Below are 25,322 nucleotides of genomic sequence, written 5' to 3'. Positions count from 1 at the left end.
TATGGCCCAATTTCAAGGTCATGCGATAAATTACTTGGTGAAAAATGACGGCAACCACACAGTTATTCTCTTTGCTTCAGCAGTTGGAGCTGCAATTACAACACGCACAGCTATGGAGTGAGGTGCCACCTAGCGATGAGGCATTGGCGAGCACGCAGCCTTTTGCTATTGATACCCTAGAGCCTGAGCAGTGGCTCCAGTGGATATTCATTGCTCGAATCAAGGCGATGATCGCATCAGGTGCTGCACTGCCCAAAGGTTTTTCAATGGCTCCTTACTTTGTTGAAGTGTGGAAAAACGATGCGTCCAAGAGTGAACTATTGATGCTCATAAAGAAAATTGATGAGGTGTGCGCATAATGTTAGAGATCATCTATCAAGACGAATACTTTGTCGCGGTCAATAAGCCTGCAGGTATGTTGGTTCACCGCTCGTGGCTTGATAAACATGAAACACAATTTGTTATGCAGACGCTGCGTGATCAAATCGGTCAACATGTTTTCCCACTGCACCGTTTAGATAGGCCGACATCGGGTGTGCTCGTTTTTGCTCTGTCGAGCGAAGTTGCCTCTGAGGTGATGCCGATGTTTGCGAACCATGAGATGCAGAAAACCTATCATGCGATTGTACGTGGGTGGATAGAAGAGGGGGACACCCTAGATTACGCGCTTAAGGTTGAACTGGATAAGATCGCTGACAAGTTCGCAAAAGAAGATAAGGAAGCTCAAGAGGCTGTCACTGTGTATGAGCCGTTAGCTAAGGTTGAAGTCCCTTATTCGACAGGTCGCTTCCCAACCAGTCGCTACTGCTTAGTTGAAATGTTGCCAAAGACGGGTCGAAAACATCAACTGCGTCGCCATATGGCCCACTTAAGACATCCAATTGTCGGGGATACCTCGCATGGTGATGGTAAGCACAATCGACTATTTAGAGAGAATCTCGATTCACACCGTCTGCTGCTACATGCTTCAGAATTACGCTTCATTCATCCGTTTACTCAGCAAGAGGTGGTGATGAGAGCGAGTTTAGACGAGACTTGGCTGAACCTGTTTAGACAGTTTGAGTGGGATACTGCGTTAGTTGCGCAGAAGTAAATCGCTGACTACAAAATAAAGTAAAGGGCTATTAGTAGAAGACTATCAGCCCTTTTTATTAACTTAAGAAAGGGATCACTTCAGTTTTTCTAGATCCGCTTCGATCTCTGCGATCTTGCTTGAAACCACTTTTTCTAGGTGACGTAAGTCGGTCAGTATCTTCTGTTTCACATCGACGTCACTGCTTGGAGATGGCTTGGTGATCTTATTCAGCTCATCAATCACTAGCGTTAGATTGCGGTTGATCTCAGTAACTTCTTTATATTGGTTGTTACCGCCGCTGACCAACACGCTTTTTACTTGGCGTGGGTATTTGAATTTGACGCTTTTAGCGAACAGCTCGCCTTTTTGCTTGCGGAAGTAGATCTTTAGGATGTCTTTGTGAGCTTCTTGACGAAGTGAGTAACGTTCAATCTGTTTAGGTTCATGGATGCCTAAACCAGTGAGGTTTGGATACATAAGCGACCTCTAGTATCTGAATGGAAGACGGATTACATAGGTTAATGTAGCAGCCTAATCATGAGCTAGATAGCGCTGGTGAATGAATTGATACTAAGTTGTGGGCAAGATCGCTCTCTCGACCTTGCCCACACTAAAAGCAGAATATTCAACTACCTGCTAGAGGTGGTCTAACTATGGCGCAAGCTCCGATACGTGCTCAGTGAGACGTTCACGTAGAGCTTGTTGCTGCTCTTCAGTTAAGCGTCCTCCAATATCGCTAGTCAAGATAAACAAGTCTTCGGCACGCTCACCTATGGTAGTAATTTTGGCCGCATGTAAGTTGATATTGAGCTCGGCAAAGGTTGCACCAACTTGCGCCAATAATCCTGGCGTGTCGAGTGCTCTTAGCTCCATCAAGGTACGCTTCTTACTCTTGGTTGGCAAAAACTCTACGGACGTCTTCACCTTAAAGTGCTGCAAATTACGTGGCGTACGACGAGTTCTGATCTTGGTTGGTCGACCGTCTTCCAATACATGGGTTAGATGTTTAATAACCGCTTTATGCCGCGCCTCGTCGATCGCTTCGCCGTGTTGATCGAGTACCATAAAAGTATCGAGAACGTGACCATCTTTACTTACCATCACTTGAGCATCATGGACGTTGAAGTTGCGTCTATCCAGCTCTGCGACCACAGTTGCAAACAGTGCAGGTTGGTCTTTTGAATAAACAAATACTTCTGTGCCGCCACGTGTTGGCCTTTTGCTGATCAGTACCAGTGGCTGGTTAGAGTCTTCAAGACGCAGCAAATTTTCACAGTGCCAAGCGATCTGCTTGTGACTGTGACGCAGAAAGTAGTCGGCTTTGAAGCGTTGCCACAACACCTCTATCTCGCGCGCAGTAAACCCTTCTTTGCGCAGTAGGGCTGATGCCATTTGCTGGTTGTGACGAATACGGTCGCGTACATCAACAGGGTTCTCTAACCCGCGGCGCAGAGCTCGCTGAGTAGAGTGGAAGAGCTCAGCTAATAGAGTTCGTTTCCAGCTGTTCCAGAGCTCAGGGTTGGTTGCACAGATATCAGCAACAGTCAGACAAACTAAGTACTCCAGTGACTCTTCATCGCGTACTTTTTTGGCGAACTCGGTGATCACGTCCGGGTCGTAAATGTCACGACGCTGAGCAGTCACGGACATGAGTAAGTGGTTCTGAACCAACCAAGAGACAAGTTTCGCTTCAGGTTTAGACAATCCATGTTCGATACAGAAAGAGTACGCTTCCACAGCGCCAATCTCAGAGTGATCACCACCGCGTCCTTTTCCGATATCATGAAAGATTGCGGCAAGAATCAGCAGCTCTTTTTTCTGTATGCGTGGGTACACTTCACAACAGATCGGGTGCTTGTCATGGTTAGCGGCATAGCTAAAGCTGTTAATGTGCTTCAGCAGTCGAATACTGTGTTCATCGACGGTATAGACATGGAAAAGATCAAACTGCATCTGACCGACAATTTGGCTCCATTGTGGTAGATACGCCGAAAGTACCCCCAGTTTATGCATTAGGCTAAAGGCTTTATGCAGCGCATTAGGGTGACGCACCAAGGCCATGAATTTTTCACGAGCTTCAGGGATCGTATGCAGAAAGCGGTTAAGCCTGCGTCGTGCAGTACGTAGCTGTCTTAACGTTGGGGGGCTCACTCCTTCAATAGAGGAGTCATTAGCGATATGTATAAACATATCGAGAATGGTCTCTGGGCGCGCTTGGAACAAGGCTGGTTTACGCGCTTCAATCAGAGAGCCGCGTCGTTGAAAGTCGTCATCAAGGATTTGAGCGTCTTCGGTTTCTCCACCGTTAATGATCGCTTGATCAAACAGCTTAAGTAACATCTTGTTGAGCTCAGCGACTCGACGTAGGGTTCGATAGAACTCCTTCATCATCATTTCAACACCGCGATTCCCTTCACCTGAGTAGCCGAGGTGCTCGGCAACCTGAGCTTGATGGGCAAAAGTGAGGCGGTTGTCGTAGCGCCTTAGTTCGATGTGTAGTGCAAAACGTACACGCCATAAGAAATCCTGACACTCAACCAGTTCACGATACTCCGCATCGGTAAGGAAGCCATATTTGCTCATTTCAAGCAGGGACGTCGCGCCAAAGTGACGACGAGCAACCCAACTCAGAGTGTGAATATCACGCAGTCCGCCTGGGGTAGACTTGATGTCTGGCTCTAAGTTGTAGGTGGTGTCGTGATAGCGTGCATGACGCTCTCTCTGTTCTTGGATCTTGGCTTTGTAGAAGGTCTCGCTAGGCCAAAATGAGTCAGAATGAATCTTCAGTTTAAGTTGCTGGAAGGTATCTTCACTACCACATAACAGTCGAGACTCTTGCAGGTTCGTGGCTACAGTGAGATCAGCACTGCCGATGTCCAAACATTCAGTCACGGTTCTCACAGCGTGGCCGACTTCTAATCTTAGATCCCACAGGAGTGTGATGAATTCACTGACTTTGTCACCTAATGCTTTTGGCAGGGTTTTCTGGGAGACGACAAGAATATCGATGTCTGAAAGTGGGTGGAGTTCGCCACGCCCATAGCCGCCAACAGCAACCAGGCTAATGTGGGGCAAGTCACTAAACCCAAAATGTTGCCACAATCGAGTTAAAATACGATCCATATATTCGGAGCGGGAGAGGACAAGGTCTGTAACGGGGTGGTGGCTGAGAAACTCGTTTTTCTGATGCTCGGTGAACTGTTCGAGTTTCTGTTTGAGTTCACTGATTTCTATCTGTTCTTCTTTGAACGTGAGAGGACATTGGTATGGCATAATCTGCTATCCGTGCAAGCAAAATAGTAATAACAGACAATTTACCAGAGGTTGCCTGGAAACCGAAATGGTTGTTCAAACGCTTTTGCTAAGAGGTAAGAAGATCGACAGGTAAAAAAATATCCTCAACTAAGCGAGGATATTTTCATCTGTTTAAGTTAGTGATTTCGATGAACTAAGCGTTCTTCATGATACGAGGAATAGTATCATCACTACGCAGTGTTAGAACTTCACAACCAGTGTCCGTCACAACAAGAGTGTGTTCCCACTGAGCCGAGTTCTTGCTGTCTGCTGTGTACACTGTCCAGCTATCTTCGTCATCAAGACGGCAGCCGAACTTACCTGCGTTGATCATTGGCTCGATAGTGAAACACATGCCCGCTTTTAGCACTGTACGGTCATTGTTTTTGTAGTGTACGACTTGTGGGTCTTCGTGGAACTCAGAACCGATGCCGTGGCCACAGTAATCTTTCACGATAGAGAACTTAGCACGCGGGTTATTCTTGTTGTTGGTCTTGATGTACTTCTCAATCGCTGTACCGATTTGACCCAGTTGAACACCAGGTTTCACTTGGCGCATACCTTCGTATAGAGCTTCTTGTGCCACCATACATAGGCGCTTGTTGGCAGGTGAAACGTCACCTACAAGGAACATTTTAGAGGTGTCACCGTGGTAACCTTGAGGACGTACGCTTAAGTCTGCATCTTTGTCATCAGGGATAATAACCGTGATGTCGACGTTTAGAATGTCACCGTCTTTCAGTACAGCTGGCTTGTGTTGACCAGTGCTGCCCACTTCATCTTGCTCTGCCGGGATACCGTGACAAACGATGTGGTTGATAGAAGTACAGATCGACTTAGGGAAACCGTGGTAATCAAGGGGAGCTGAATATGCGCCTTTCTCTAGAGCGTACTCGTGGCAAAGCTTGTTAAGCTCTTCCGTTGTCGTACCCACTTGAATGTGAGGTTCGATCATCTCTAGTATCTCCGCAGCCAGTTTACCGGCAACGCGCATTTTTTCGATTTCTTCAGCAGTTTTAATTTTTACAGCCATTGCATATCTCTTAATTAGGTCGCACCTAAGTGTGCGTATGGGGCTATTCTAGCAGTGCAGCAGTTTAGCGCAACACTGCCATATCCATACGAAAAGGGTGGTTACTCTTGGTGCTGTTGGAGAGACGACAAATTATTCCATCATAGCGACGTAAAAATGCACTTTATCAGTCGCTGTTGTTAAGCCCTAAAACAGAATTTTTTCTAGCCAAAGATAGACAAAATATGGTATAAAGCGCGCCGGACATCAGGACTGTTTTCTCCCTCTTGGCGAAACAGCCTTTGTGTTCACTTACTATATCTTTAAATCACACACATTCCGACACATGTTCCGGGGTGCTTCAACAACATAAATAACCGCTGCTTTAAGCCGTTAGTTGTTAGGGGTCGGATTCATGGGGGATGTGGAGGCCTAACCCCATAGAGGATTTTAAAATGGCAACTGTATCAATGCGCGATATGCTAAAAGCTGGTGTTCACTTCGGTCACCAAACTCGTTACTGGAACCCAAAAATGAAGCCATTCATCTTTGGCGCTCGTAACAAGGTTCATATCATCAACCTAGAAAAAACTGTACCAATGTTCAACGACGCTCTAGCTGAACTAGCTAAAGTTGGCGAGAAGAAAGGTAAAGTTCTTTTTGTTGGTACTAAGCGCGCTGCATCTGAAGCTGTTAAAGAAGCTGCTGTAAACAGCAACCAGTTCTACGTTAACAACCGCTGGTTAGGCGGTATGCTAACGAACTACAAAACTGTTCGTCAGTCTATCAAGCGTCTAAAAGACCTAGAAGCTCAAGCTCAAGACGGTACTTTCGACAAGCTAACTAAGAAAGAAGCTCTAATGCGCACTCGTGAAATGGAGAAGCTAGAGAAGTCTCTTGGTGGTATCAAGAACATGGGCGGCCTACCAGACGCTCTATTCGTAATCGATGCTGATCACGAACACATCGCAGTTAAAGAAGCAAACAACCTAGGTATCCCAGTTTACGCTGTAGTTGATACTAACTCTAACCCAGACGGCGTTGACTTCGTTATCCCAGGTAACGACGATGCAATCCGTGCAGTACAGCTTTACCTAAACGCTGCTGCAGACGCGGTTAAAGAAGGTCGTAACAAAGACGTTGCTGCTGTAGCTGCTGAAAAAGATGGTTTTGTAGAAGCTGAATAATAGCGGCTCTGAATCACGCTTGGCTTATTAATCTAGATTTTGAAATCTTTATTAAATGTAAGCTAAGTTATAGTTAGATCGGGGGCCTCATTTTGGCCCCTGATTTTTACCTTATTTTCGAATCAACCGAGGAATAGAGAATGGCAACTGTAACTGCTGCTCTAGTTAAAGAACTTCGCGAGCGCACTGGCGCTGGCATGATGGAATGTAAGAAAGCGCTTGTAGAAGCAAACGCTGACATCGAACTAGCAATTGAAAACATGCGTAAATCTGGCGCAGCGAAAGCAGCTAAGAAAGCTGGTAACGTTGCTGCTGAAGGCGCAATCATCATCAAAGAAGAGAACGGCGTAGCTGCTCTTCTTGAAGTTAACTGTCAAACTGACTTCGTAGCAAAAGATGCTAGCTTCACTGCGTTCGCAGAAGAAGTTGCAGCTGCAGCAGTAGCTTCTAAAGCTTCTGTTGAAGAGCTACAAGCACAGTTCGAAGAAACTCGCGTTGCTCTAGTTGCAAAAATCGGCGAAAACATCAACATCCGTCGCGTATCTTACGTTGAAGGTGCTGCACTAGCTTCTTACCGTCACGGTGAGAAAATCGGTGTTGTTGTAGCTGGTGAAGGCGAAGCTGAAACTCTTAAGCACGTTGCAATGCACGTTGCTGCATCTCGTCCTGAGTTCGTTAACCCAGAAGACGTACCTGCAGACGTAGTAGCTAAAGAGAAAGCTGTTCAAGTTGAAATCGCTATGAACGAAGGCAAGCCTCAAGAGATCGCTGAGAAAATGGTTATCGGCCGTATGAAGAAATTCACGGGCGAAATCTCTCTAACAGGTCAAGCTTTCATCATGGAACCTAAGAAAACTGTTGGCGAAATCCTTAAAGAAAAAGGCGCTGCAGTAACTAACTTCGTACGTCTAGAAGTTGGTGAAGGTATCGAGAAAGCTGCAGAAATGAGCTTCGCTGAAGAAGTTGCAGCGGTACAAAAAGGTTAATCCTTAGCGTATTGTTCGAAAAAAGACCGTGGCCCATGCTACGGTCTTTTTATGAATAGCATATGGAAAATTAGCCGTGATGAATGGATAAAAATCTCGACACATTTTTGTCTATTCATGACTGTTAATCATCAACTCTTTGGAAGGTAAACTCCATGACTACGAACCCTAAACCAGCGTATCAACGTATTCTGTTAAAACTTAGCGGTGAAGCGCTACAAGGCGAAGAAGGTTTTGGTATTGACCCAACGATCCTTGATCGTATGGCTCAAGAAGTAAAAGAATTGGTTGAACTAGGTGTTCAAGTAGGTGTTGTAATTGGTGGCGGTAACCTTTTCCGTGGCGCAGGTCTTGCTGAAGCTGGTATGAACCGCGTTGTGGGTGACCACATGGGTATGCTTGCAACAGTAATGAACGGCCTTGCTATGCGTGACGCTCTACACCGTGCTTACGTAAACGCACGTGTAATGTCTGCAATCCCTCTTAAAGGTGTATGTGACGATTACAACTGGGCTGATGCGATTTCTCAACTTCGTCAGGGGCGTGTTGTGATCTTCTCTGCGGGTACAGGTAACCCATTCTTCACTACAGATTCTGCTGCATGTCTACGTGGTATCGAGATTGAAGCTGATGTTGTGCTAAAAGCAACTAAAGTAGATGGTGTATTTACGGCTGACCCAGTAGCAAACCCAGACGCAGAGCTGTATGATACTTTGTCTTACAACACAGTTCTTGAGAAAGAGCTAAAAGTAATGGACTTGGCTGCATTTACGCTAGCACGTGATCACAAGATGCCAATCCGCGTATTTAACATGAACAAGCCAGGCGCACTACGTCGCGTGGTTATGGGTGAGACTGAAGGTACATTAATCAGCGAAACTGAATAATGACCCTCTCGCCAAGGTATCGCCTTGGCGAGTTTATTTTCATCACTCCTAAAAGCTTTCTTGAAGAAAGAACATAATCAAGGTGAAATTGTGATTAACGAAATCAAAAAAGACGCTCAAGAGCGCATGGAAAAAAGTGTTGAAGCACTAAGAAATAGCCTGCAAAAAATCCGTACAGGTCGTGCGCACCCAAGCCTACTATCTGGTATCTCTGTAGAGTACTACGGTGCACCAACGCCTTTAACTCAAGTTGCTAACGTTATTGCTGAAGACGCTCGTACTCTAGCAATCACAGTGTTTGATAAAACACTGACACCGCTTGTTGAAAAAGCGATCATGACATCTGACCTAGGTCTAAACCCGATGTCTGCAGGTACGGTTATCCGTGTTCCACTTCCTCCGCTAACGGAAGAGCGTCGTAAAGACCTAGTTAAAATCGTTCGTGGCGAAGCTGAAGGTGGCCGTGTTGCTATCCGTAACATCCGTCGTGACGCAAACAGCGACCTAAAAGCGCTTCTTAAAGACAAAGAAATCTCTGAAGACGAAGATCGCAAAGCACAAGACGAAATTCAAAAGCTAACTGACGCTGCGGTTAAGAACGTAGACGAAGTTCTAGCTGCTAAAGAAAAAGAGTTGATGGAAGTTTAATTTTCCACATTCTTCTCTGTTGGAAAAACGCTGTTCTCACCGTTCAGCGTTTTTTTATGCTACTCTGTCCGACTATTAGAATTTGATTCACTCTTTTATGCATAATTCTCAAGCGTTCACAGACTCTCTCCCAAAGCACATTGCTATCATCATGGATGGTAATGGCCGCTGGGCTAAGGCTCAGGGTAAACCTCGCGTATTTGGCCATAAAAATGGCGTTCAAGCGGTTCGTAAAACCATATCATCTTCTGCAAGACTCGGTATCAAAGCCGTCACCTTATTTGCGTTCAGTAGTGAAAATTGGCGCCGCCCAGAAGAAGAGGTGGGTGTCCTTATGGAGCTTTTTATTACCGTTCTCGCTAGCGAGGTTAAAAAGCTGCACAAGAACAATCTACAGTTACGTGTTATTGGTGACAAAAGTCGTTTTAACGAGCGATTACAAAAGAAAATCGAAGAAGCGGAAGCTTTAACCAGCAATAACACGGGTATGGTGGTTAACATTGCTGCCAACTATGGTGGTAAATGGGATATTCAACAGGCAGTGAAGTCAATTGCGGCTCAAGTGAAAGAGGGCGAACTTAGCATTGATGAGATCGATGAGCCACTGATCACTTCGCATCTTACTATGTCTGATATTCCAGAAGTCGATCTGCTTATTCGCACTAGCGGTGAATGCCGAATCAGCAACTTCATGTTGTGGCAACTTGCTTATGCAGAAATGTATTTCACAGAACAGTACTGGCCTGACTTTAACGAAGATAGCTTGGTTGAAGCGGTAACTTGGTTTGTAAATCGAGAGCGTCGATTTGGCTGTACTGGTGAGCAAATCAAAGCAATGATGGACAGTTAACAAGGATTTTTTAGTTTGAAACAACGAATTATAACTGCGCTGATCTTAGCTCCTCTGGTTATTCTGGGCATCTTCGAGTTATCACTAGCAACCTTCATTTTATCACTATTCGTGATTACCCTTTTAGGTTACTGGGAGTGGACTCAGTTTGTAGAGAGTAAATCACGCTACTTGGCTCTTGTGCCGACGGTGGCGATCAGTGTTGCCAGCTTCGCTTTGATTCCATTTGATGCGTTTAGTTTAAACCACCTTTCAAGCGCGCACTTCGCGGTGTTAGCAATCGGTTCGGTATGGTGGGTTATTGCAAGTGGTTTAGCGGTAACTTATCCCAAGTCTACACCTGCGTGGCAAGGTTCCAGTCTACTGAGACATTGTTTCGGTATTTTGACACTACTCCCGTTTTTTTGGAGCGTAGTGATTTTAAGAGCCAATGGTATTGATCAAGATCCTTATCATGGAGCTAAGTTGGTGATGTTTGTTTGCTTGCTTGTATGGGCTGCGGACAGCGGTGCTTACTTTGCTGGAAAGAGTTTTGGAAAACGTAAAATGGCGCCGGCAGTGAGTCCAAATAAAACCATTGAAGGTTTGATTGGCGGTATCATTACTGCTCTGATTGTCGCGTGGATTTTCGCGGGACTATTTGATATTCAATTTGCAAGCTCGATTCAAATGATAGCGATTACCCTAATTACGGTCGTGATCTCTGTATTGGGTGACCTCGTTGAAAGTATGTTCAAGCGAGTTTCTGGCATTAAAGACAGCAGCAACTTGATTCCTGGTCACGGTGGAATACTGGACCGAATTGATAGTTTAACTGCTGCCTTCCCTGTCTTTGCTCTGCTTTACTTAGCATTCTAAATTATAAGGGCAGACCATCTGCCCTTTGTTCTATTCCTACGGTCTTACTGAGATGCGAAATCTAACTATCCTTGGCGCAACAGGCTCAATCGGTGCGAGTACCCTAAGAGTCGTTGAACAGAATCCTACTCAATACAATATTGTGGCGCTAGCGGCGGGTTCTAATGTAGAAAAAATGCGAGCGCTAGTGAATAAGTGGCAGCCAGAATACGTAGCAATGGCTTGTTCTCAAGCGGCTAAAGAGCTAGAGCGTCAGCTTCAACAAGACTCTGTTTCAACATTAGTGCTAAGTGGCAATGATGGCATGTGTCAGGTTGCGTCATTGGAGCATGTCGATACAGTGATGGCTGCTATCGTTGGTGCAGCAGGTTTGTTGCCGACGATGTCTGCGGTAAAGGCCGGTAAACGCATTTTGCTTGCCAACAAAGAAGCCTTGGTTATGTCAGGGCAGTTGTTTATCGATGCTGTTGAAAAGTACGGCGCGGAACTGCTTCCGGTCGATAGTGAGCATAACGCGATTTTTCAATGTCTGCCTGAGCAAGTTCAAACGCAGCTCGGGCGTTGCGATCTTGCCGAAAGTGGCATCAACCATATCCTTTTAACGGGGTCTGGCGGTCCATTCCGTTACACAGACGTATCTGAGCTGGAATTGGTGACTCCTCAGAAAGCGATAGCGCATCCTAACTGGTCTATGGGGCCTAAGATTTCAGTCGACTCCGCGACTATGATGAATAAAGGTCTTGAGTACATTGAAGCAAAGTGGCTTTTTAATGCATCTCAAGATCAGCTGAAAGTGATTATTCATCCACAGTCCGTGATTCACTCTATGGTGCAATATAAAGATGGCTCGGTGTTAGCGCAAATGGGCGAACCTGATATGGCCACCCCCATTGCACTGACGATGTCTTATCCAGAGCGTATCGATGCTGGTGTCAAGCCTCTCGACTTTACCCGAGTCGGTGAACTGACTTTCTTAGAGCCCGATTACGCACGCTACCCATGCTTAAAATTAGCTATCGAGGCTTGTTACCTTGGGCAGCATGCGACAACGGCAATTAATGCGGCCAATGAAGTGGCGGTGGACGCATTCCTAAATGAAAAAGTGAAATTTACCGACATTGCCTTGATTAACGAACACGTTATGAACAAAGTCTGTGAACAGCATACGTCTGAAAGTCTAGATAGCTTGGAAAGCTTGCTAGAGCTAGATACTATGTCACGAGATCTTGCCGTTCAGTTTATTGAAGAGCAGTTGTTATGAGTGGAATTTTATGGAACTTTGTATCCTTCATCGTCGCATTAGGGATACTGGTCGCCGTTCACGAGTTTGGCCATTTCTGGGTTGCTCGTCGTTGTGGTGTAAAAGTTGAAAAGTTCTCGATTGGTTTTGGTAAATCAATCTGGAGCAAAGTAGGAAAAGATGGCACTGAATACAGCTTGTCGATCATTCCTCTTGGTGGCTACGTTAAAATGCTCGACGGTCGAGTCGATGACGTTACTGAAGACCAACAGAAATACGCGTTCGACAAGAAACCGTTATGGAAGCGAACCGCGATTGTGGGTGCTGGCCCCGCATTTAACTTTCTGTTCGCCATCTTTGCGTATTGGTTAGTTTTTTTGATTGGTGTGCCTGCTGTTAAGCCTGTAATTGGTGAGGTGGCTCCGCAATCTATCGCTGCTCAAGCGGGAATTGAATCTGGAATGGAACTTAAATCTATTTCAGGAATCAAAACCGCTGATTGGGAATCTGTGAACATTGGTCTGATCTCACATATTGGTGACGACAGTATGACGGTGACCGTAGCTTCTCAAGACAATATTGGTTTAGAACAGAAGTTGACTCTTGATCTGACGCAGTGGTCTTTTGACCCAGAAACAGAATCGGCGATGTCGACTTTGGGCTTTAAACCATTTTCTCCTGAGATCTCAACAACGCTTGCTCAGGTTATGGAAGATGGTGCGGCGTACTCCGCAGGTTTTGAAGTTGGTGATCAGATTGTCAGTATTGACGGTGTAGCGATTAATGGCTGGCCGAGTGTGGTCGAAGCTATTCGTTCTAATCCTGAACAAGCGCTGAGTGTCGGTATTGAACGTAATGGCTATCAAACTGAGCTGACTTTAACACCGAAATCCCGTGATCTGTCTGACGGTAGTTCAATTGGTTATGCTGGTATTGCTCCAGAAGTCGCAGAATGGCCGGAAGATTATCGCTTTGAACTGCAATTTGGTGTATTTGAAGCAGTAGGGAAGGCGATTGATAAAACGGGTCAAATCATCGACCTAACGCTGACGATGCTTAAGAAGCTTATCGTGGGTGATGTAGGACTAAACAACCTTAGTGGACCAATCTCGATCGCAAAAGGTGCAGGCACCACCGCAGATTATGGTTTGGTTTACTTTTTAGGTTTCTTAGCTCTAATTAGTGTGAACTTAGGCATCATTAATTTAGTACCGCTGCCGATGTTAGATGGCGGTCATTTGCTCTTTTTCGCTATTGAGGCAATTACTCGTAAACCTGTACCAGAAAAGGTACAAGAGATGGGTTACCGAGTGGGCAGTGCGATTATCTTCTCACTGATGGCCCTAGCAATATTTAACGACTTTACTCGTCTGTGAATGGTTCCTCACAGGCTTTGGTAGTAGCAAGGAATAATTAGAATAAGTATGGCGATTAAGCAAATTCTATTCGCAAGTCTATTAGCCACCAGCGTGGCTGCGAATGGAGCAGAAAACTTCGTAGTTCAAGATATTAAGATTGAAGGCTTACAACGCGTCGCTTTAGGTGCGGCTCTCTTGAAAATGCCAGTGCGTATTGGCGACCAAGTAGACGAAAGCGATGTATCTGAGATCATTCGTGCGCTTTACGCATCAGGCAACTTTGAGAACGTGAAAGTATTACGTGATGAAGGTGTCTTGATTGTTCAAGTTAAAGAGCGTCCAACCATTGCTAGTATCTCTTTTTCTGGCAACAAAGCGATCAAGGAAGAACAGCTTCAGCAGAACCTAGATGCATCAGGTGTACGTGAAGGTGAAGCGCTAGATCGAACGACCTTGAGCAATATTGAGAAAGGTCTAGAAGACTTTTACTACAGCGTGGGTAAATACAATGCGACCGTAAAAGCGGTGGTAACCCCTCTTCCTCGTAACCGTTCAGATCTTAAGTTTGTATTCACCGAAGGTGTATCTGCGAAGATCCAACAGATCAACTTTATCGGGAACGAAGTATACAGTGATGAAGAGCTGCTAAGCCGCTTCAATCTAAATGTCGATGTTGCATGGTGGAACTTCTTAGCTGACGAAAAGTATCAGAAGCAAGTTTTAGCGGGCGATATTGAAGCGTTGAAATCGTACTATCTTGATCGTGGTTACTTAAAATTCCAGGTTGATTCTACTCAAGTCTCTATCTCACCAGACAAGAAGGGCGTGTACATTACGCTTGGCCTCGATGAAGGTAAACCATACAAGGTGAAAGACGTTAAGTTCCGTGGTGAACTTATTGGTCGCGAAGCTGACTTTGAAGCGTTAGTCCCGTTTGAAGAGGGTGAGACTTATAACGGTTCGGCTGTGACCTCTCTAGAAGAGGGCGTTAAGCGTATCCTAGGTGAGTCGGGCTATGCGTACCCACAAGTGCGTACTATTCCTGAGTTTGACGATGAGACTCAAGAAGTTTCTTTGGTGATTAATGTAGAAGCGGGCAGTCGTATCTACGTACGTGATATTCGTTTTACGGGTAACAATTCAACTAAAGACGAAGTATTACGTCGTGAAATGCGTCAAATGGAAGGCAGTTGGCTCAACTCGAAATCTATCGATACGGGTAAGAGCCGCTTGAATCGTTTGGGCTTCTTCGAAACCGTTGATGTTCAGACGGTACGTGTTCCGGGAACCGAAGACCAAGTCGATTTGGTATACAACGTGAAAGAAGCAAACTCGGGTAGCATCAACTTCGGTGTCGGTTACGGTACTGAATCTGGGGTGAGTTTCCAAGTTGGTCTACAGCAAGATAACTTCGCAGGTTCAGGTAACCGTGTTGGTGTAAGCGCCATGATGAACGATTACCAAAAGAACGTTAGCTTGGACTACCGTGACCCATACTGGAACCTTGATGGTGTGAGCTTGGGTGGCAAGATCTTCTACAACGAATTTGAAGCGTCTGAAGCGGGTATTGTTGATTATACCAACCAAAGTTATGGTACTAGTCTGACATGGGGTTTCCCAATGGATGAACTGAACCGTCTTGAGTTTGGTGTAGGTTACACTCACAACAAGATCGGTAATGTCCCAACTTACATTCAGGTTGAACAGTTTGCTCGCAGTATCAACCAGTATGGTGATGAACATATTCTTACCGATGATTTTGATATCAATATCTCTTGGACGCGTAACAATCTGAACCGAGGTTTCTTCCCAACAGAAGGTAACCACCAACGTGCTTTCGCTAAAATGACAGTACCGGGTTCTGATGTTAAGTACTTCAAAATGCAGTACGACGTAAAACATTACATTCCACTGACTAAAAAGCATGAGTTTACGCTACTGATGCGCGGTCGTTTGGGCTATGGTAATGGTTATGGTCAGACCGATGGTAATGATAACTTGTTCCCATTTTATGAGAACTACTACGCTGGTGGTTTCACCACATTGCGTGGCTTTGGCTCTAACTCAGCAGGTCCAAAGGCCGTTTACTCAAATAGCACGGGTAACAACCCAACTTACGACACAGCAACGGACGACTCAATTGGTGGTAACGCAATCGCACTCGCAAGCCTAGAGTTGATTGTTCCGACACCATTTGCCTCTGACGAAGCGCGTAGCCAGATCCGAACCAGTGTGTTCTTTGATATGGCAAGTGTATGGGATACAGAGTTCGTAGACCGTGGTGCACCAAGCAACGGCTCTCAGTACTACTATGACTACTCTGACCCAACACATTACCGATCTTCATATGGTGCAGCCCTACAGTGGATGTCGCCAATGGGACCACTGGTTTTCTCTCTAGCGAAACCAATTAAAATTTACGAAGGTGATGATGAAGAGTTCTTCACATTTACCATTGGTAGAACTTTCTAATACTTAAAGGACAATATTTTGAAAAAAATGATGAAAGCAGCAGGCCTAGGCCTAATCGTTCTTAGCTCTTCTTTCTTTGCAACAGCTGCAGAAGCGGCACAGAAAATCGGCTACGTGAACACTGCACAAGTATTCCAAGCTCTGCCTCAGCGTGAAGTTGTTCTTCAAAAAATGCAGGAAGAGTTTAAAGATAAAGCCGCTGAACTGCAGAGCATTCAAGCGGAAGCTCAAACCAAGATCGAAAAGCTAAAGCGTGATGGCGAGCTTCTTGGCCCTGAAGAAGTAGAAAAACTACGTATTGAAGTGGGTCAACTAGACAGCAAATACAAGATTAAAGCACAAGCTCTTGAGAAAGCGAGCCAACGTCGCGAAGCTCAAGAGAAACAGAAGCTATTTAAAGTGATTCAAGAAGCAGTAGAAAAAGTAGCTGAGAAAGAAGGCTACGACATGATTGTCGATATCTCTACGCTTCAATACGCGAAACCTGAATACAATATCTCTGAGAAAGTAATCAAATCACTAAAATAAGAGCTCTATGAAGAATCTGACTTTAGCCGAATTGGCAGAAATTACCGGGGGCGAGTTACATGGCGAAGGCAGCGTTGTTGTCACTGCAGTAGCTCCAATGGACAAGGCACAAGAAGGGGACGTGACATTCCTTTCAAATGCAAAGTACAGCAAGCACTTAGCTGAATGTAAAGCGTCTGCTGTGATGGTAAAAGAGAGTGAACGCGAACTGTGTACAACTCACGTGATCGTGGTTGATGACCCATATATTGCGTTTGCGAAAGTCGCACAAGCTCTTGATACTACTCCTGAACCGGCTTCGGCTATTGCAGATTCTGCAGTAATTGCTGAGTCAGCGGTTTTAGGAACGAATGTATCTATCGGTGCGAATGCAGTGATTGAGTCTGGCGCTGAGCTAGGTGATAACGTTGTTATCGGTGCTGGTTGTTTCATCGGTAAAAATGCGCAGATTGGCTCAGGCACGAAGCTGTGGGCGAATGTGAGCATCTACCATGAAGTTGTGCTAGGTGAAGCTTGTTTGGTTCAATCCGGTACAGTAATTGGTTCTGATGGCTTTGGTTATGCGAATGATAAAGGTGAGTGGATCAAGATTCCTCAAGTCGGAACTGTTCGCATTGGCAACCGTGTTGAGATCGGTGCATGTACCACGATTGATCGTGGCGCACTTGATGACACTGTTATCGAAGATAACGTAATTATTGATAACCAGTTGCAAATCGCTCATAACGTTCACATCGGATATGGTTCGGCATTGGCGGGTGGTATTATCGTAGCCGGCAGCACAACGATAGGTAAGTACTGTATTATTGGTGGTGGTAGCGTTATCAATGGTCATATTGAGATCGTAGACGGCGTGACAATCACCGGTATGTCGATGGTTATGCGTAGCATCACTGAGAAAGGCATGTACTCTTCAGGTATTCCTTTACAGCCAAATAGAGAGTGGCGTAAAACGGCAGCGCGTGTTCACCGTATTGATGAGATGAACAAACGTCTGAAAACTGTTGAAAAACTTATCGAGAAGGGCTCGGAATCATAATTCCGGCATTTCTAATTAAAAGGCTCGCGTCATGCGGGTCTTTTTCGTTTATAATCCCTTTAATTGACTAAAGAACACAAATAGGAATACGACTTTGACTACTGAACAGAAAACGATGAACATTACTGAAATTCAGGAACTACTACCTCATCGCTACCCATTCCTAATGATCGACCGTGTTACTCATTTTGAAGAAGAGAAAACACTGACAGCGATCAAGAATGTCTCTGTGAACGAGCCTCAGTTTACTGGCCACTTCCCACAACTTCCTGTATTCCCAGGTGTGTTGATTCTTGAAGCAATGGCTCAAGCAACCGGTCTGCTTGCATTTAAATCTTTTGGTGCGCCATCAGAGAATGAGTTGTACTACTTTGCAAGTGTTGATAAAGCGAAGTTCCGCAAGCCAGTAGTCCCTGGTGATCAGCTTGTTATTGAAGTGGAATTCCTTAAAGAACGCCGTGGCATCGCATCATTCAATGGTGTAGCAAAAGTGGACGGTGAAGTAGTATGTTCAGCTGAACTAAAATGTGCTCGTAGAGAGTTTTAATATGATCCATGAAACAGCAAACATTCACCCAGCAGCGGTAATAGAAGGTGAGGTGACCATTGGTGCAAATGTATCTGTGGGGCCATTCACTTACATTTCTGGCAACGTAACTATTGGTGAAGGCACTGAAGTTATGTCGCATGTTGTGATTAAAGGTCACACGACAATCGGTAAAGATAACCGAATCTTCCCGCATGCTGTGATTGGTGAAGAGAACCAAGATAAAAAGTACGGTGGTGAAGACACAACAGTAGTTATCGGTGATCGCAATGTGATTCGTGAAGCGGTTCAAATCCACCGTGGTACGGTTCAAGATAAAGCAACCACAGTGATTGGTGATGATAACCTACTGTGTGTTAACGCCCACGTAGCGCACGACGTTATTGTTGGTAACCACACTCACATTGGTAACAATGCTATCTTGGGTGGTCACGTAACGGTTGGCGATTACGCCGGTGTTATGGCGCTTTCTGCAATTCACCCGTTCTGTTCAATCGGAGCTTACGCATACATTGGTGGTTGCTCCGCTGTTGTTCAAGATGTACTTCCGTACGTACTTGCACAAGGTAACCATGCAGCACCATTTGGCCTCAACCTTGTAGGTCTGAAGCGAAATGGTTTCGAGAAGCCTGAGATTCGTGCGCTACAAAAAGCGTATAAAGAAATCTACCGTTCAGGAAAAACACTGGACGAAGCCAAAGAGACATTGGTAGAGATGGCGAATGAATTCCCATCAATTAATCCAATGCTTGAGATGCTTGAACGCTCAGAGCGCGGAATTATCCGATAGAAAAATGACAGGGTAGATGTCGTCTATGTGTATTCATAGTTTCATTTACCCATTAACAAAAAGATCGCTCTCACATTAGCGATCTTTTTTGTTTTAAGCCGTAAGGAATCAGGAAAGGTTTATGTCAGTAGAAACGATGCAATCAAACCATAATCAAGCACCTTCTGAACGCCCATTAAGAGTGGGGATTGTGGTTGGTGAACTCTCTGGTGATACCCTGGGTGAAGGCTTCATGAAAGCGATTCAAGCGCAGTATCCCAATGCAGAGTTTGTTGGTATTGGTGGTCCAAAAATGAAAGCCTTGGGTTGTGAGTCTCTGTTCGAAATGGAAGAGCTTGCCGTAATGGGCTTGGTGGAAGTGCTTGGAAGGTTGCCACGACTGTTGAAAGTTAAGGCGGAGTTGGTGAAGTATTTCACCAGTAACCCACCTGACGTTTTTATTGGTATTGATGCGCCAGATTTCAATTTACGCCTTGAGTTAGACCTAAAAAATGCTGGGATTAAAACGGTTCACTATGTGAGTCCATCTGTGTGGGCATGGCGTCCTAAACGCATTTTTAAAATCGATAAAGCGACCGACTTGGTATTGGCATTCCTTCCATTCGAAAAGGCGTTTTACGATAAGTATAACGTTGCCTGTGAGTTCGTTGGGCATACATTAGCGGATGCGATTCCATTAGAGCCAAATCAAGCACAAGCGCGTCAACTGCTCGGTTTAGAGCAAGACAAGAGGTGGTTAGCGGTTCTTCCTGGCAGTCGTGGCGGTGAGATGAAGCTGATTGCTCAACCATTTATTGAGACCTGTCAACGCATTCATCAAAAGTATCCGGATATCGGCTTTGTTGTCGCAGCGGTGAATGAGACCCGCAATCAGCAGTTTACCGAGATCTGGAAGGCAACGGCACCTGAGCTCGATTTTGTGATAGTGCAAGATACTGCGCGCAATGTCATTACGGCTTCCGATTCAGTCCTGCTCGCTTCTGGCACCGTTGCCCTGGAATGTATGCTACTGAAACGCCCTATGGTGGTTGGTTATAAGGTGAATAAACTGACGGGCTACATTGTTAAAAAGCTAGCGATTACCGAGTTTGTTTCTTTGCCAAACATTCTTGCTGGCGAAGAGATCGTCAAAGAGCACATCCTTGAAGAGTGCCACCCTGACTTTTTATTCCCGTCGGTAGATGCCATGCTTTCTCGTGATAACACCGCTTTAATCGAGCGCTTTACCGAGATGCACCACTGGATTCGTAAAGATGCGGATAAACAAGCCGCAAACCAAGTGTTGAAGCTGATTGGTTGGCCAACGCAAGACTAATAACAGATTACTAAATGCCCAGAGAACACTATGGCAGTAAAAGATAAAAAAGAACTTCCTCCTTTCGAGTACCCAGCAGGTTACCAGTTGTTTGCTGGCGTTGATGAAGTGGGCCGTGGGCCTTTGGTCGGCGATGTAGTGACCGCCGCGGTGATTCTTGACCCCAATAACCCAATTGAAGGGCTTAATGATTCAAAGAAGCTATCAGAAAAGAAGCGCCTAGCTCTATTGCCTGAGATAAAAGAGAAAGCGCTAGCATGGTCTGTAGGACGCTGCTCACCTCAAGAAATCGATGAGTTAAATATCCTTCAAGCGACCATGGTAGCGATGCAGCGTGCGATTGCCGGGTTAGATGTACAACCTGATATGGCATTGATTGATGGTAACCGAGTACCTGATTTACCAATGGCAGGTCAAGCCGTTGTTAAAGGCGATCTTCGAGTTGCAGAGATCAGTGCAGCTTCGATCATTGCTAAGGTGGTGAGAGACCAAGAGATGGAAGAGCTGGATAAGCAGCATCCAGAATTTGGTTTTGCAAAACACAAAGGCTATCCAACCAAAGCACACTTTGAAGCTATTGAAAAATATGGTGTGACTGAGCATTATCGTAAGAGCTTTAAGCCTGTAAAACGCATTTTAGGGCTTGATTAGCAGTCGCGCCACCAATAGAAACTCATAAAATTAACAGAACGTTGTTACCCCTAGGTCTAGCCTAGATATCAGGAAGAAGAATGTCAGATCCTAAATTCGTCCACCTTCGTGTTCATAGTGACTTTTCAATGGTCGATGGACTCTCAAAAGTACCGCCACTGGTGAAAAAGGTCGCTGAGATGGGTATGCCAGCGATGGCGCTCACCGATTTTACTAACTTGTGTGGTTTGGTGAAGTTTTATGGCACAGCTCATGGCTGTGGTATAAAGCCGATCATTGGTGCCGATTTCCTGATGCAGTCTCCAGAGTTTGGTGAAGAGCTTACGCGTTTGACCGTGCTAGCGACGGACAACAAGGGTTATAACAACCTGACTCTGTTGATATCGAAGGCCTATCTTCGTGGTCATGTTCAACACCATCCTGTGATTGATAAAGAGTGGCTGATTGAGAATGCGGAAGGCTTGATCATTCTGTCCGGTGCGAAAGACGGCGAGATTGGTAAAGCACTATTGAAAGGCAATCAAGCGCTTGCTGATAGCTGTGTTGCTTTCTATAAAGAGCACTTTGCCGATCGTTTTTATCTTGAGCTGATTCGTACGGGTCGTCCTGATGAAGAGTCTTACCTACATTTTGCTCTGGATCTTGCAGAACGAGTAGAGCTGCCGGTGGTTGCGACCAACGAAGTAGTATTTATCTCAGAAGACTTGTTTGAAGCGCATGAGATTCGAGTAGCAATCCATGATGGTTACACCCTAGAAGATCCACGACGCCCTAAAAATTACAGTGAGCAGCAATACCTTCGTAGTGAAGAAGAGATGTGCGAGCTCTTTGCTGACATTCCAGAAGCACTGGAAAACAGTGTTGAAATCGCCAAGCGTTGTAATGTGACGGTTCGTCTCGGTGAGTATTTTCTACCAAATTTCCCGACAGAAGGTCTGGCGATTGAAGACTTCTTGATTAAGAAGTCTGAAGAGGGCTTAGAGCGTCGTCTTGCGTTTCTTTTCCCTGATGAACAAGTACGTGCCGAGCGTAGACCAGAGTATGATGAGCGTTTGAAAGTTGAACTTGAAGTAATCAACAACATGGGTTTTCCAGGTTACTTCTTGATCGTAATGGAGTTCATCCAGTGGTCTAAAGATAACGACGTACCGGTTGGTCCAGGACGTGGTTCAGGTGCGGGTTCATTGGTAGCCTATGCGTTAGATATCACCGATCTTGATCCGCTTGAATACGATTTGCTCTTTGAACGTTTCTTGAACCCAGAACGTGTCTCCATGCCCGATTTCGATATCGACTTCTGTATGGATAAGCGTGACCAAGTTATTGATCACGTAGCAGAAATGTATGGTCGTGATGCGGTATCTCAGATCATCACATTCGGTACTATGGCGGCGAAAGCGGTTATCCGCGATGTAGGTCGTGTACTTGGTCACCCATTTGGTTTCGTTGATCGAATCTCAAAACTCGTCCCGCCTGATCCAGGGATGACCCTCGAAAAAGCCTTCAAAGCTGAGCCTGCATTACCAGAGTTGTATGACGGTGATGAAGAGGTACGTGAGCTGATCGACAAATGTCGTATCCTCGAAGGTTGTACTCGTAACGCCGGTAAGCACGCGGGTGGTGTTGTAATCTCACCAACCACGATCACGGACTTTGCACCTATCTATGCTGATGCCGAGGGTAACTTCCCAGTAACTCAGTTTGATAAGAACGACGTAGAAACCGCGGGTCTGGTTAAGTTTGACTTCTTGGGCTTGCGTACTCTGACGATCATTGACTGGGCATTAGGGCTCGTCAACCCAAGACTTGAGCGTGAAGGCAAAGATCCAGTACGTATCGAATCGATTCCGTTAGATGACCAAGCGTCGTTTAACCTGCTACAAAATTCAGAAACTACTGCGGTATTCCAGCTGGAATCGCGTGGTATGAAAGATCTCATCAAACGTCTTCAACCGGACTGTTTCGAAGATATTATCGCATTGGTAGCTCTATTCCGTCCGGGTCCACTGCAATCGGGCATGGTAGATAACTTTATCGACCGTAAGCATGGCCGAGAAGCGATCTCATACCCAGATGAAACATGGCAACACGAATCGTTAAAAGAGACGCTTGAGCCGACTTACGGCATTATCTTGTACCAAGAGCAAGTAATGCAGATTGCTCAAATCCTAGCGGGTTACACGCTCGGTGGCGCCGATATGTTGCGTCGTGCAATGGGTAAGAAAAAGCCAGAAGAGATGGCAAAGCAGCGTAGTATTTTTAAAGAGGGGGCAGAAGCCAACGGAGTCGATGGCGAACTAGCCATGAAAATCTTCGACTTGGTAGAGAAGTTTGCGGGTTACGGCTTTAACAAATCTCACTCTGCTGCCTACGCTCTGGTTTCCTATCAAACTCTTTGGTTGAAAACCCACTATCCTGCTGAATTTATGGCTGCGGTAATGACAGCGGATATGGATAACACTGAAAAGGTCATCGGCCTGGTGGATGAGTGTTTCCGTATGAAGCTGAAGCTGTTGCCGCCAGATATCAACTCCGGCTTGTATCGCTTTAATGTGGATGAAGATGGTGCGATTGTTTACGGCATCGGAGCGATTAAAGGGGTCGGTGAAGGCCCGATTGAAGCGATTATCGAAGCCAGAAACAAGGGCGGGTATTTTAAAGACCTATTTGATTTCTGTGCTCGTATCGACCTTAAAAAGGTCAATAAGCGTGTGATTGAAAAGCTCATTATGTCGGGTGCACTCGATCGCTTAGGTCCACACCGTGCAGCAATGATGGCTTCTCTTAACGATGCGGTGAAAGCGGCGAGCCAACATCACCACGCAGAATCGTTTGGTCAATCGGATATGTTTGGTGTGTTGACTGATGCGCCAGAAGAGGTTGAACAAAAGTATACTCAAGTACCTAAGTGGCCTGAGAAGGTATGGCTTGAAGGGGAAAGAGAAACTCTAGGCCTATACCTAACAGGTCACCCGGTTAATGCGTATATTAAAGAGCTTGCGAAATACACTAGCTGCCGTTTAAAAGATGCGACACCGACTCGTCGTGATCAGTCACTGACGATTGCAGGCTTAGTGATTGCAGCTCGAGTGATGACCACTAAACGCGGTACACGAATCGGTTTGATGACGATCGACGATCGATCGGGTCGAATGGAAGTGATGTTGTTCTCAGATGCGCTCGAACGCTATGCAGAATTGCTCGAAAAAGACAAAATTGTGGTCGTTTCCGGACAGGTCAGCTTTGATGACTTCAATGGTGGGCTTAAAATGTCCGCGCGCGAGGTCATGGACTTAGGAAGCGCCCGAGAAAAATATGCTCGCGGATTATCGATTTCTATCGATCAATCACAAATTAATGGTCAATTTTTTGAGCGTTTTAGCCAAATCTTAGAACCATATAGAGCCGGAACGGTCCCAGTCAATGTATACTACCAGCGTGCCGACGCTAGAGCGCGGTTAACATTGGGCACAGAATGGCGCGTAACGCCAAGTGATACATTACTAGATGAATTAAAACAGCTACTTGGAAATAGCCAAGTAGAACTCGAATTTAACTAAAATTCAGCTCTTGCTAATGGGAGCTGAGTCAACAAGGATTCATAGATGAGCCTGAACTTTCTAGAATTTGAAAAGCCTATCGCTGAACTTGAAGCAAAAATTGAAGCATTACGTGACGTTTCTCGTCACGGTGGTGATGCTGCGGTAGATCTAGACAAAGAAATTGAACAACTAGAGAAAAAAAGCTTAGAGCTTAAACAGAAAATCTTTAGTGACTTAGGTGCATGGCAAGTGGCTCAACTTGCTCGTCACCCACAGCGTCCTTACACGCTAGATTACCTAGAGAACGTATTCACTGAATTTGAAGAGCTAGCGGGTGACCGTGCTTACGCTGACGACAAAGCGATCGTTGGTGGTATGGCTCGTCTAAACGGTCGTCCAGTTATGGTTATTGGTCACCAAAAAGGTCGTGAGACGAAAGAAAAAGTAATCCGCAACTTTGGTATGCCAAAGCCAGAAGGTTACCGTAAGGCGCTTCGTCTAATGGAAACGGCTGAGCGTTTCAACATGCCAATCATTACCTTCATCGATACTGCTGGTGCATACCCAGGTGTTGGTGCAGAAGAGCGTGGTCAATCTGAAGCGATCGCGAAGAACCTAAAGGTAATGGCGGGTCTAACGGTTCCTGTTATCTGTAACGTTGTTGGTGAAGGTGGTTCAGGCGGTGCTCTGGCGATCGGTGTTGGCGACTACGTGAATATGCTTCAGTACTCTACGTACTCAGTTATCTCTCCAGAAGGTTGTGCATCAATCCTATGGCGCGACTCAGATAAAGCTCCACAAGCTGCAGAAGCGATGGGTCTTATTGCTCCTCGCCTAAAAGAGCTTGAGCTGATTGATGAGATCATTCCTGAGCCACTCGGTGGCGCTCACCGTGATCCAATCCAAATGGCTGAGAACATGAAAGCAACACTCGTTAAACAACTAGAAGAGCTAGAGCAATTTGATAACGATACGCTATTGGAGCGTCGTTACCAACGCCTAATGAGCTACGGTTACTGCTAATTTGGCGACGACAATCTTTT

The 25,322-nt window shown here is 45.5% G+C and carries 22 protein-coding genes; 19 read left to right on the top strand and 3 right to left on the bottom strand.

Translation table 11 applies throughout. The features are described 5' to 3' along the window. The first annotated feature begins 44 nt into the window (after positions 1 to 44). Positions 45 to 359 carry a YqcC family protein gene (locus tag AC6I7V_RS10340; RefSeq protein WP_498010823.1) on the top strand — a complete coding sequence of 105 codons (315 nt, stop codon included), beginning with the start codon at positions 45 to 47 and terminating at the stop codon, positions 357 to 359. Beyond that, positions 359 to 1,093: a tRNA pseudouridine(65) synthase TruC gene (truC, locus tag AC6I7V_RS10335; protein ID WP_255230102.1), complete on the top strand. Its 735-nt coding sequence runs from the start codon at positions 359 to 361 to the stop codon at positions 1,091 to 1,093. The genes AC6I7V_RS10340 and truC overlap by 1 nt, the downstream gene beginning before the upstream one ends. A gap of 75 nt (positions 1,094 to 1,168) precedes the next feature. On the opposite strand, the gene AC6I7V_RS10330 is transcribed toward truC, so the two are convergent. The 3 genes from AC6I7V_RS10330 to map all read right to left on the bottom strand — a co-directional run bounded on the left by AC6I7V_RS10330 (position 1,169) and on the right by map (position 5,402). Continuing rightward, positions 1,169 to 1,552 (bottom strand): DUF3461 family protein, encoded by a 384-nt coding sequence (locus AC6I7V_RS10330; RefSeq protein WP_032551697.1) that lies wholly within the window; start codon positions 1,550 to 1,552, stop codon positions 1,169 to 1,171. A 174-nt stretch (positions 1,553 to 1,726) separates the two neighbouring features. Continuing rightward, entirely contained in the window at positions 1,727 to 4,348 is a 2,622-nt protein-coding gene (gene glnD, locus AC6I7V_RS10325; RefSeq protein ID WP_255230103.1) for a bifunctional uridylyltransferase/uridylyl-removing protein GlnD, read from the bottom strand. A gap of 175 nt (positions 4,349 to 4,523) precedes the next feature. Next, on the bottom strand, positions 4,524 to 5,402 hold the full coding sequence (gene map / locus AC6I7V_RS10320; RefSeq protein WP_152469160.1) for a type I methionyl aminopeptidase: 879 nt from the start codon (positions 5,400 to 5,402) through the stop codon (positions 4,524 to 4,526). Between the two features lie 434 nt (positions 5,403 to 5,836). Between map and rpsB the strand changes: the two genes are divergently transcribed. The 17 genes from rpsB (at position 5,837) to accA (ending at position 25,302) form a co-directional block, all read left to right on the top strand. Next, a complete protein-coding gene (gene rpsB, locus AC6I7V_RS10315; RefSeq protein ID WP_032551700.1) occupies positions 5,837 to 6,568 on the top strand; it encodes a 30S ribosomal protein S2 in 732 nt (243 codons plus the stop codon). Between the two features lie 140 nt (positions 6,569 to 6,708). Further along, on the top strand, positions 6,709 to 7,554 hold the full coding sequence (gene tsf / locus AC6I7V_RS10310) for a translation elongation factor Ts (RefSeq protein WP_239841041.1): 846 nt from the start codon (positions 6,709 to 6,711) through the stop codon (positions 7,552 to 7,554). A gap of 155 nt (positions 7,555 to 7,709) precedes the next feature. Beyond that, positions 7,710 to 8,441, top strand: a complete 732-nt coding sequence (pyrH, locus tag AC6I7V_RS10305) for a UMP kinase (protein WP_032551701.1) — start codon at positions 7,710 to 7,712, stop codon at positions 8,439 to 8,441. A 90-nt stretch (positions 8,442 to 8,531) separates the two neighbouring features. Next, the gene (frr, locus tag AC6I7V_RS10300) at positions 8,532 to 9,089 is read left to right on the top strand and encodes a ribosome recycling factor (protein ID WP_255230104.1); all 558 of its coding nucleotides are present in this window, start codon (positions 8,532 to 8,534) and stop codon (positions 9,087 to 9,089) included. A 97-nt stretch (positions 9,090 to 9,186) separates the two neighbouring features. Beyond that, positions 9,187 to 9,939 carry an undecaprenyl pyrophosphate synthase gene (gene uppS, locus AC6I7V_RS10295; RefSeq protein ID WP_255230105.1) on the top strand — a complete coding sequence of 251 codons (753 nt, stop codon included), beginning with the start codon at positions 9,187 to 9,189 and terminating at the stop codon, positions 9,937 to 9,939. Positions 9,940 to 9,954: 15 nt separating this feature from the next. Next, a complete protein-coding gene (locus AC6I7V_RS10290) occupies positions 9,955 to 10,797 on the top strand; it encodes a phosphatidate cytidylyltransferase (protein WP_261881970.1) in 843 nt (280 codons plus the stop codon). A 52-nt stretch (positions 10,798 to 10,849) separates the two neighbouring features. Beyond that, positions 10,850 to 12,058: a 1-deoxy-D-xylulose-5-phosphate reductoisomerase gene (ispC, locus tag AC6I7V_RS10285; protein WP_498010822.1), complete on the top strand. Its 1,209-nt coding sequence runs from the start codon at positions 10,850 to 10,852 to the stop codon at positions 12,056 to 12,058. Then, entirely contained in the window at positions 12,055 to 13,413 is a 1,359-nt protein-coding gene (gene rseP, locus AC6I7V_RS10280; protein ID WP_498010821.1) for a sigma E protease regulator RseP, read from the top strand. Before ispC ends, rseP begins: the two co-directional genes overlap by 4 nt. A gap of 48 nt (positions 13,414 to 13,461) precedes the next feature. Next, positions 13,462 to 15,867: an outer membrane protein assembly factor BamA gene (bamA, locus tag AC6I7V_RS10275; protein WP_498010820.1), complete on the top strand. Its 2,406-nt coding sequence runs from the start codon at positions 13,462 to 13,464 to the stop codon at positions 15,865 to 15,867. A 27-nt stretch (positions 15,868 to 15,894) separates the two neighbouring features. After that, a complete protein-coding gene (locus AC6I7V_RS10270) occupies positions 15,895 to 16,395 on the top strand; it encodes an OmpH family outer membrane protein (protein ID WP_032551707.1) in 501 nt (166 codons plus the stop codon). Positions 16,396 to 16,402: 7 nt separating this feature from the next. Next, entirely contained in the window at positions 16,403 to 17,434 is a 1,032-nt protein-coding gene (gene lpxD / locus AC6I7V_RS10265; protein ID WP_498010819.1) for a UDP-3-O-(3-hydroxymyristoyl)glucosamine N-acyltransferase, read from the top strand. Positions 17,435 to 17,528: 94 nt separating this feature from the next. Beyond that, positions 17,529 to 17,981 carry a 3-hydroxyacyl-ACP dehydratase FabZ gene (fabZ, locus tag AC6I7V_RS10260; RefSeq protein ID WP_032551709.1) on the top strand — a complete coding sequence of 151 codons (453 nt, stop codon included), beginning with the start codon at positions 17,529 to 17,531 and terminating at the stop codon, positions 17,979 to 17,981. A gap of 1 nt (position 17,982) precedes the next feature. Beyond that, positions 17,983 to 18,771 carry an acyl-ACP--UDP-N-acetylglucosamine O-acyltransferase gene (lpxA, locus tag AC6I7V_RS10255; protein ID WP_255230112.1) on the top strand — a complete coding sequence of 263 codons (789 nt, stop codon included), beginning with the start codon at positions 17,983 to 17,985 and terminating at the stop codon, positions 18,769 to 18,771. A 121-nt stretch (positions 18,772 to 18,892) separates the two neighbouring features. Beyond that, on the top strand, positions 18,893 to 20,086 hold the full coding sequence (lpxB, locus tag AC6I7V_RS10250; protein ID WP_498010818.1) for a lipid-A-disaccharide synthase: 1,194 nt from the start codon (positions 18,893 to 18,895) through the stop codon (positions 20,084 to 20,086). A gap of 30 nt (positions 20,087 to 20,116) precedes the next feature. After that, positions 20,117 to 20,737, top strand: a complete 621-nt coding sequence (gene rnhB / locus AC6I7V_RS10245; protein WP_255230114.1) for a ribonuclease HII — start codon at positions 20,117 to 20,119, stop codon at positions 20,735 to 20,737. Between the two features lie 80 nt (positions 20,738 to 20,817). Then, entirely contained in the window at positions 20,818 to 24,297 is a 3,480-nt protein-coding gene (dnaE, locus tag AC6I7V_RS10240) for a DNA polymerase III subunit alpha (protein ID WP_255230115.1), read from the top strand. A gap of 45 nt (positions 24,298 to 24,342) precedes the next feature. After that, a complete protein-coding gene (gene accA / locus AC6I7V_RS10235) occupies positions 24,343 to 25,302 on the top strand; it encodes an acetyl-CoA carboxylase carboxyl transferase subunit alpha (protein WP_032551713.1) in 960 nt (319 codons plus the stop codon). Positions 25,303 to 25,322 lie beyond the last annotated feature (20 nt).

The organism is Vibrio sp. KUL70 (genome assembly GCF_059725515.1).
Note: the sequence above shows the minus strand (reverse complement) of the source record. Positions and strands in the feature narration are given on the sequence as shown.

Coding starts and splice junctions, on each gene's coding strand:
- AC6I7V_RS10330 (WP_032551697.1), bottom strand. CDS start 1,552: ATGTATCCAAACCTCACTGGTTTAGGCATCCATGAACCTAAACAGATT.
- lpxD (WP_498010819.1), top strand. CDS start 16,403: ATGAAGAATCTGACTTTAGCCGAATTGGCAGAAATTACCGGGGGCGAG.
- lpxA (WP_255230112.1), top strand. CDS start 17,983: ATGATCCATGAAACAGCAAACATTCACCCAGCAGCGGTAATAGAAGGT.
- glnD (WP_255230103.1), bottom strand. CDS start 4,348: ATGCCATACCAATGTCCTCTCACGTTCAAAGAAGAACAGATAGAAATC.
- ispC (WP_498010822.1), top strand. CDS start 10,850: ATGCGAAATCTAACTATCCTTGGCGCAACAGGCTCAATCGGTGCGAGT.
- tsf (WP_239841041.1), top strand. CDS start 6,709: ATGGCAACTGTAACTGCTGCTCTAGTTAAAGAACTTCGCGAGCGCACT.
- truC (WP_255230102.1), top strand. CDS start 359: ATGTTAGAGATCATCTATCAAGACGAATACTTTGTCGCGGTCAATAAG.
- pyrH (WP_032551701.1), top strand. CDS start 7,710: ATGACTACGAACCCTAAACCAGCGTATCAACGTATTCTGTTAAAACTT.
- rseP (WP_498010821.1), top strand. CDS start 12,055: ATGAGTGGAATTTTATGGAACTTTGTATCCTTCATCGTCGCATTAGGG.
- bamA (WP_498010820.1), top strand. CDS start 13,462: ATGGCGATTAAGCAAATTCTATTCGCAAGTCTATTAGCCACCAGCGTG.
- lpxB (WP_498010818.1), top strand. CDS start 18,893: ATGTCAGTAGAAACGATGCAATCAAACCATAATCAAGCACCTTCTGAA.
- rpsB (WP_032551700.1), top strand. CDS start 5,837: ATGGCAACTGTATCAATGCGCGATATGCTAAAAGCTGGTGTTCACTTC.
- map (WP_152469160.1), bottom strand. CDS start 5,402: ATGGCTGTAAAAATTAAAACTGCTGAAGAAATCGAAAAAATGCGCGTT.
- rnhB (WP_255230114.1), top strand. CDS start 20,117: ATGGCAGTAAAAGATAAAAAAGAACTTCCTCCTTTCGAGTACCCAGCA.
- dnaE (WP_255230115.1), top strand. CDS start 20,818: ATGTCAGATCCTAAATTCGTCCACCTTCGTGTTCATAGTGACTTTTCA.
- uppS (WP_255230105.1), top strand. CDS start 9,187: ATGCATAATTCTCAAGCGTTCACAGACTCTCTCCCAAAGCACATTGCT.
- AC6I7V_RS10340 (WP_498010823.1), top strand. CDS start 45: ATGACGGCAACCACACAGTTATTCTCTTTGCTTCAGCAGTTGGAGCTG.
- AC6I7V_RS10270 (WP_032551707.1), top strand. CDS start 15,895: ATGATGAAAGCAGCAGGCCTAGGCCTAATCGTTCTTAGCTCTTCTTTC.
- accA (WP_032551713.1), top strand. CDS start 24,343: ATGAGCCTGAACTTTCTAGAATTTGAAAAGCCTATCGCTGAACTTGAA.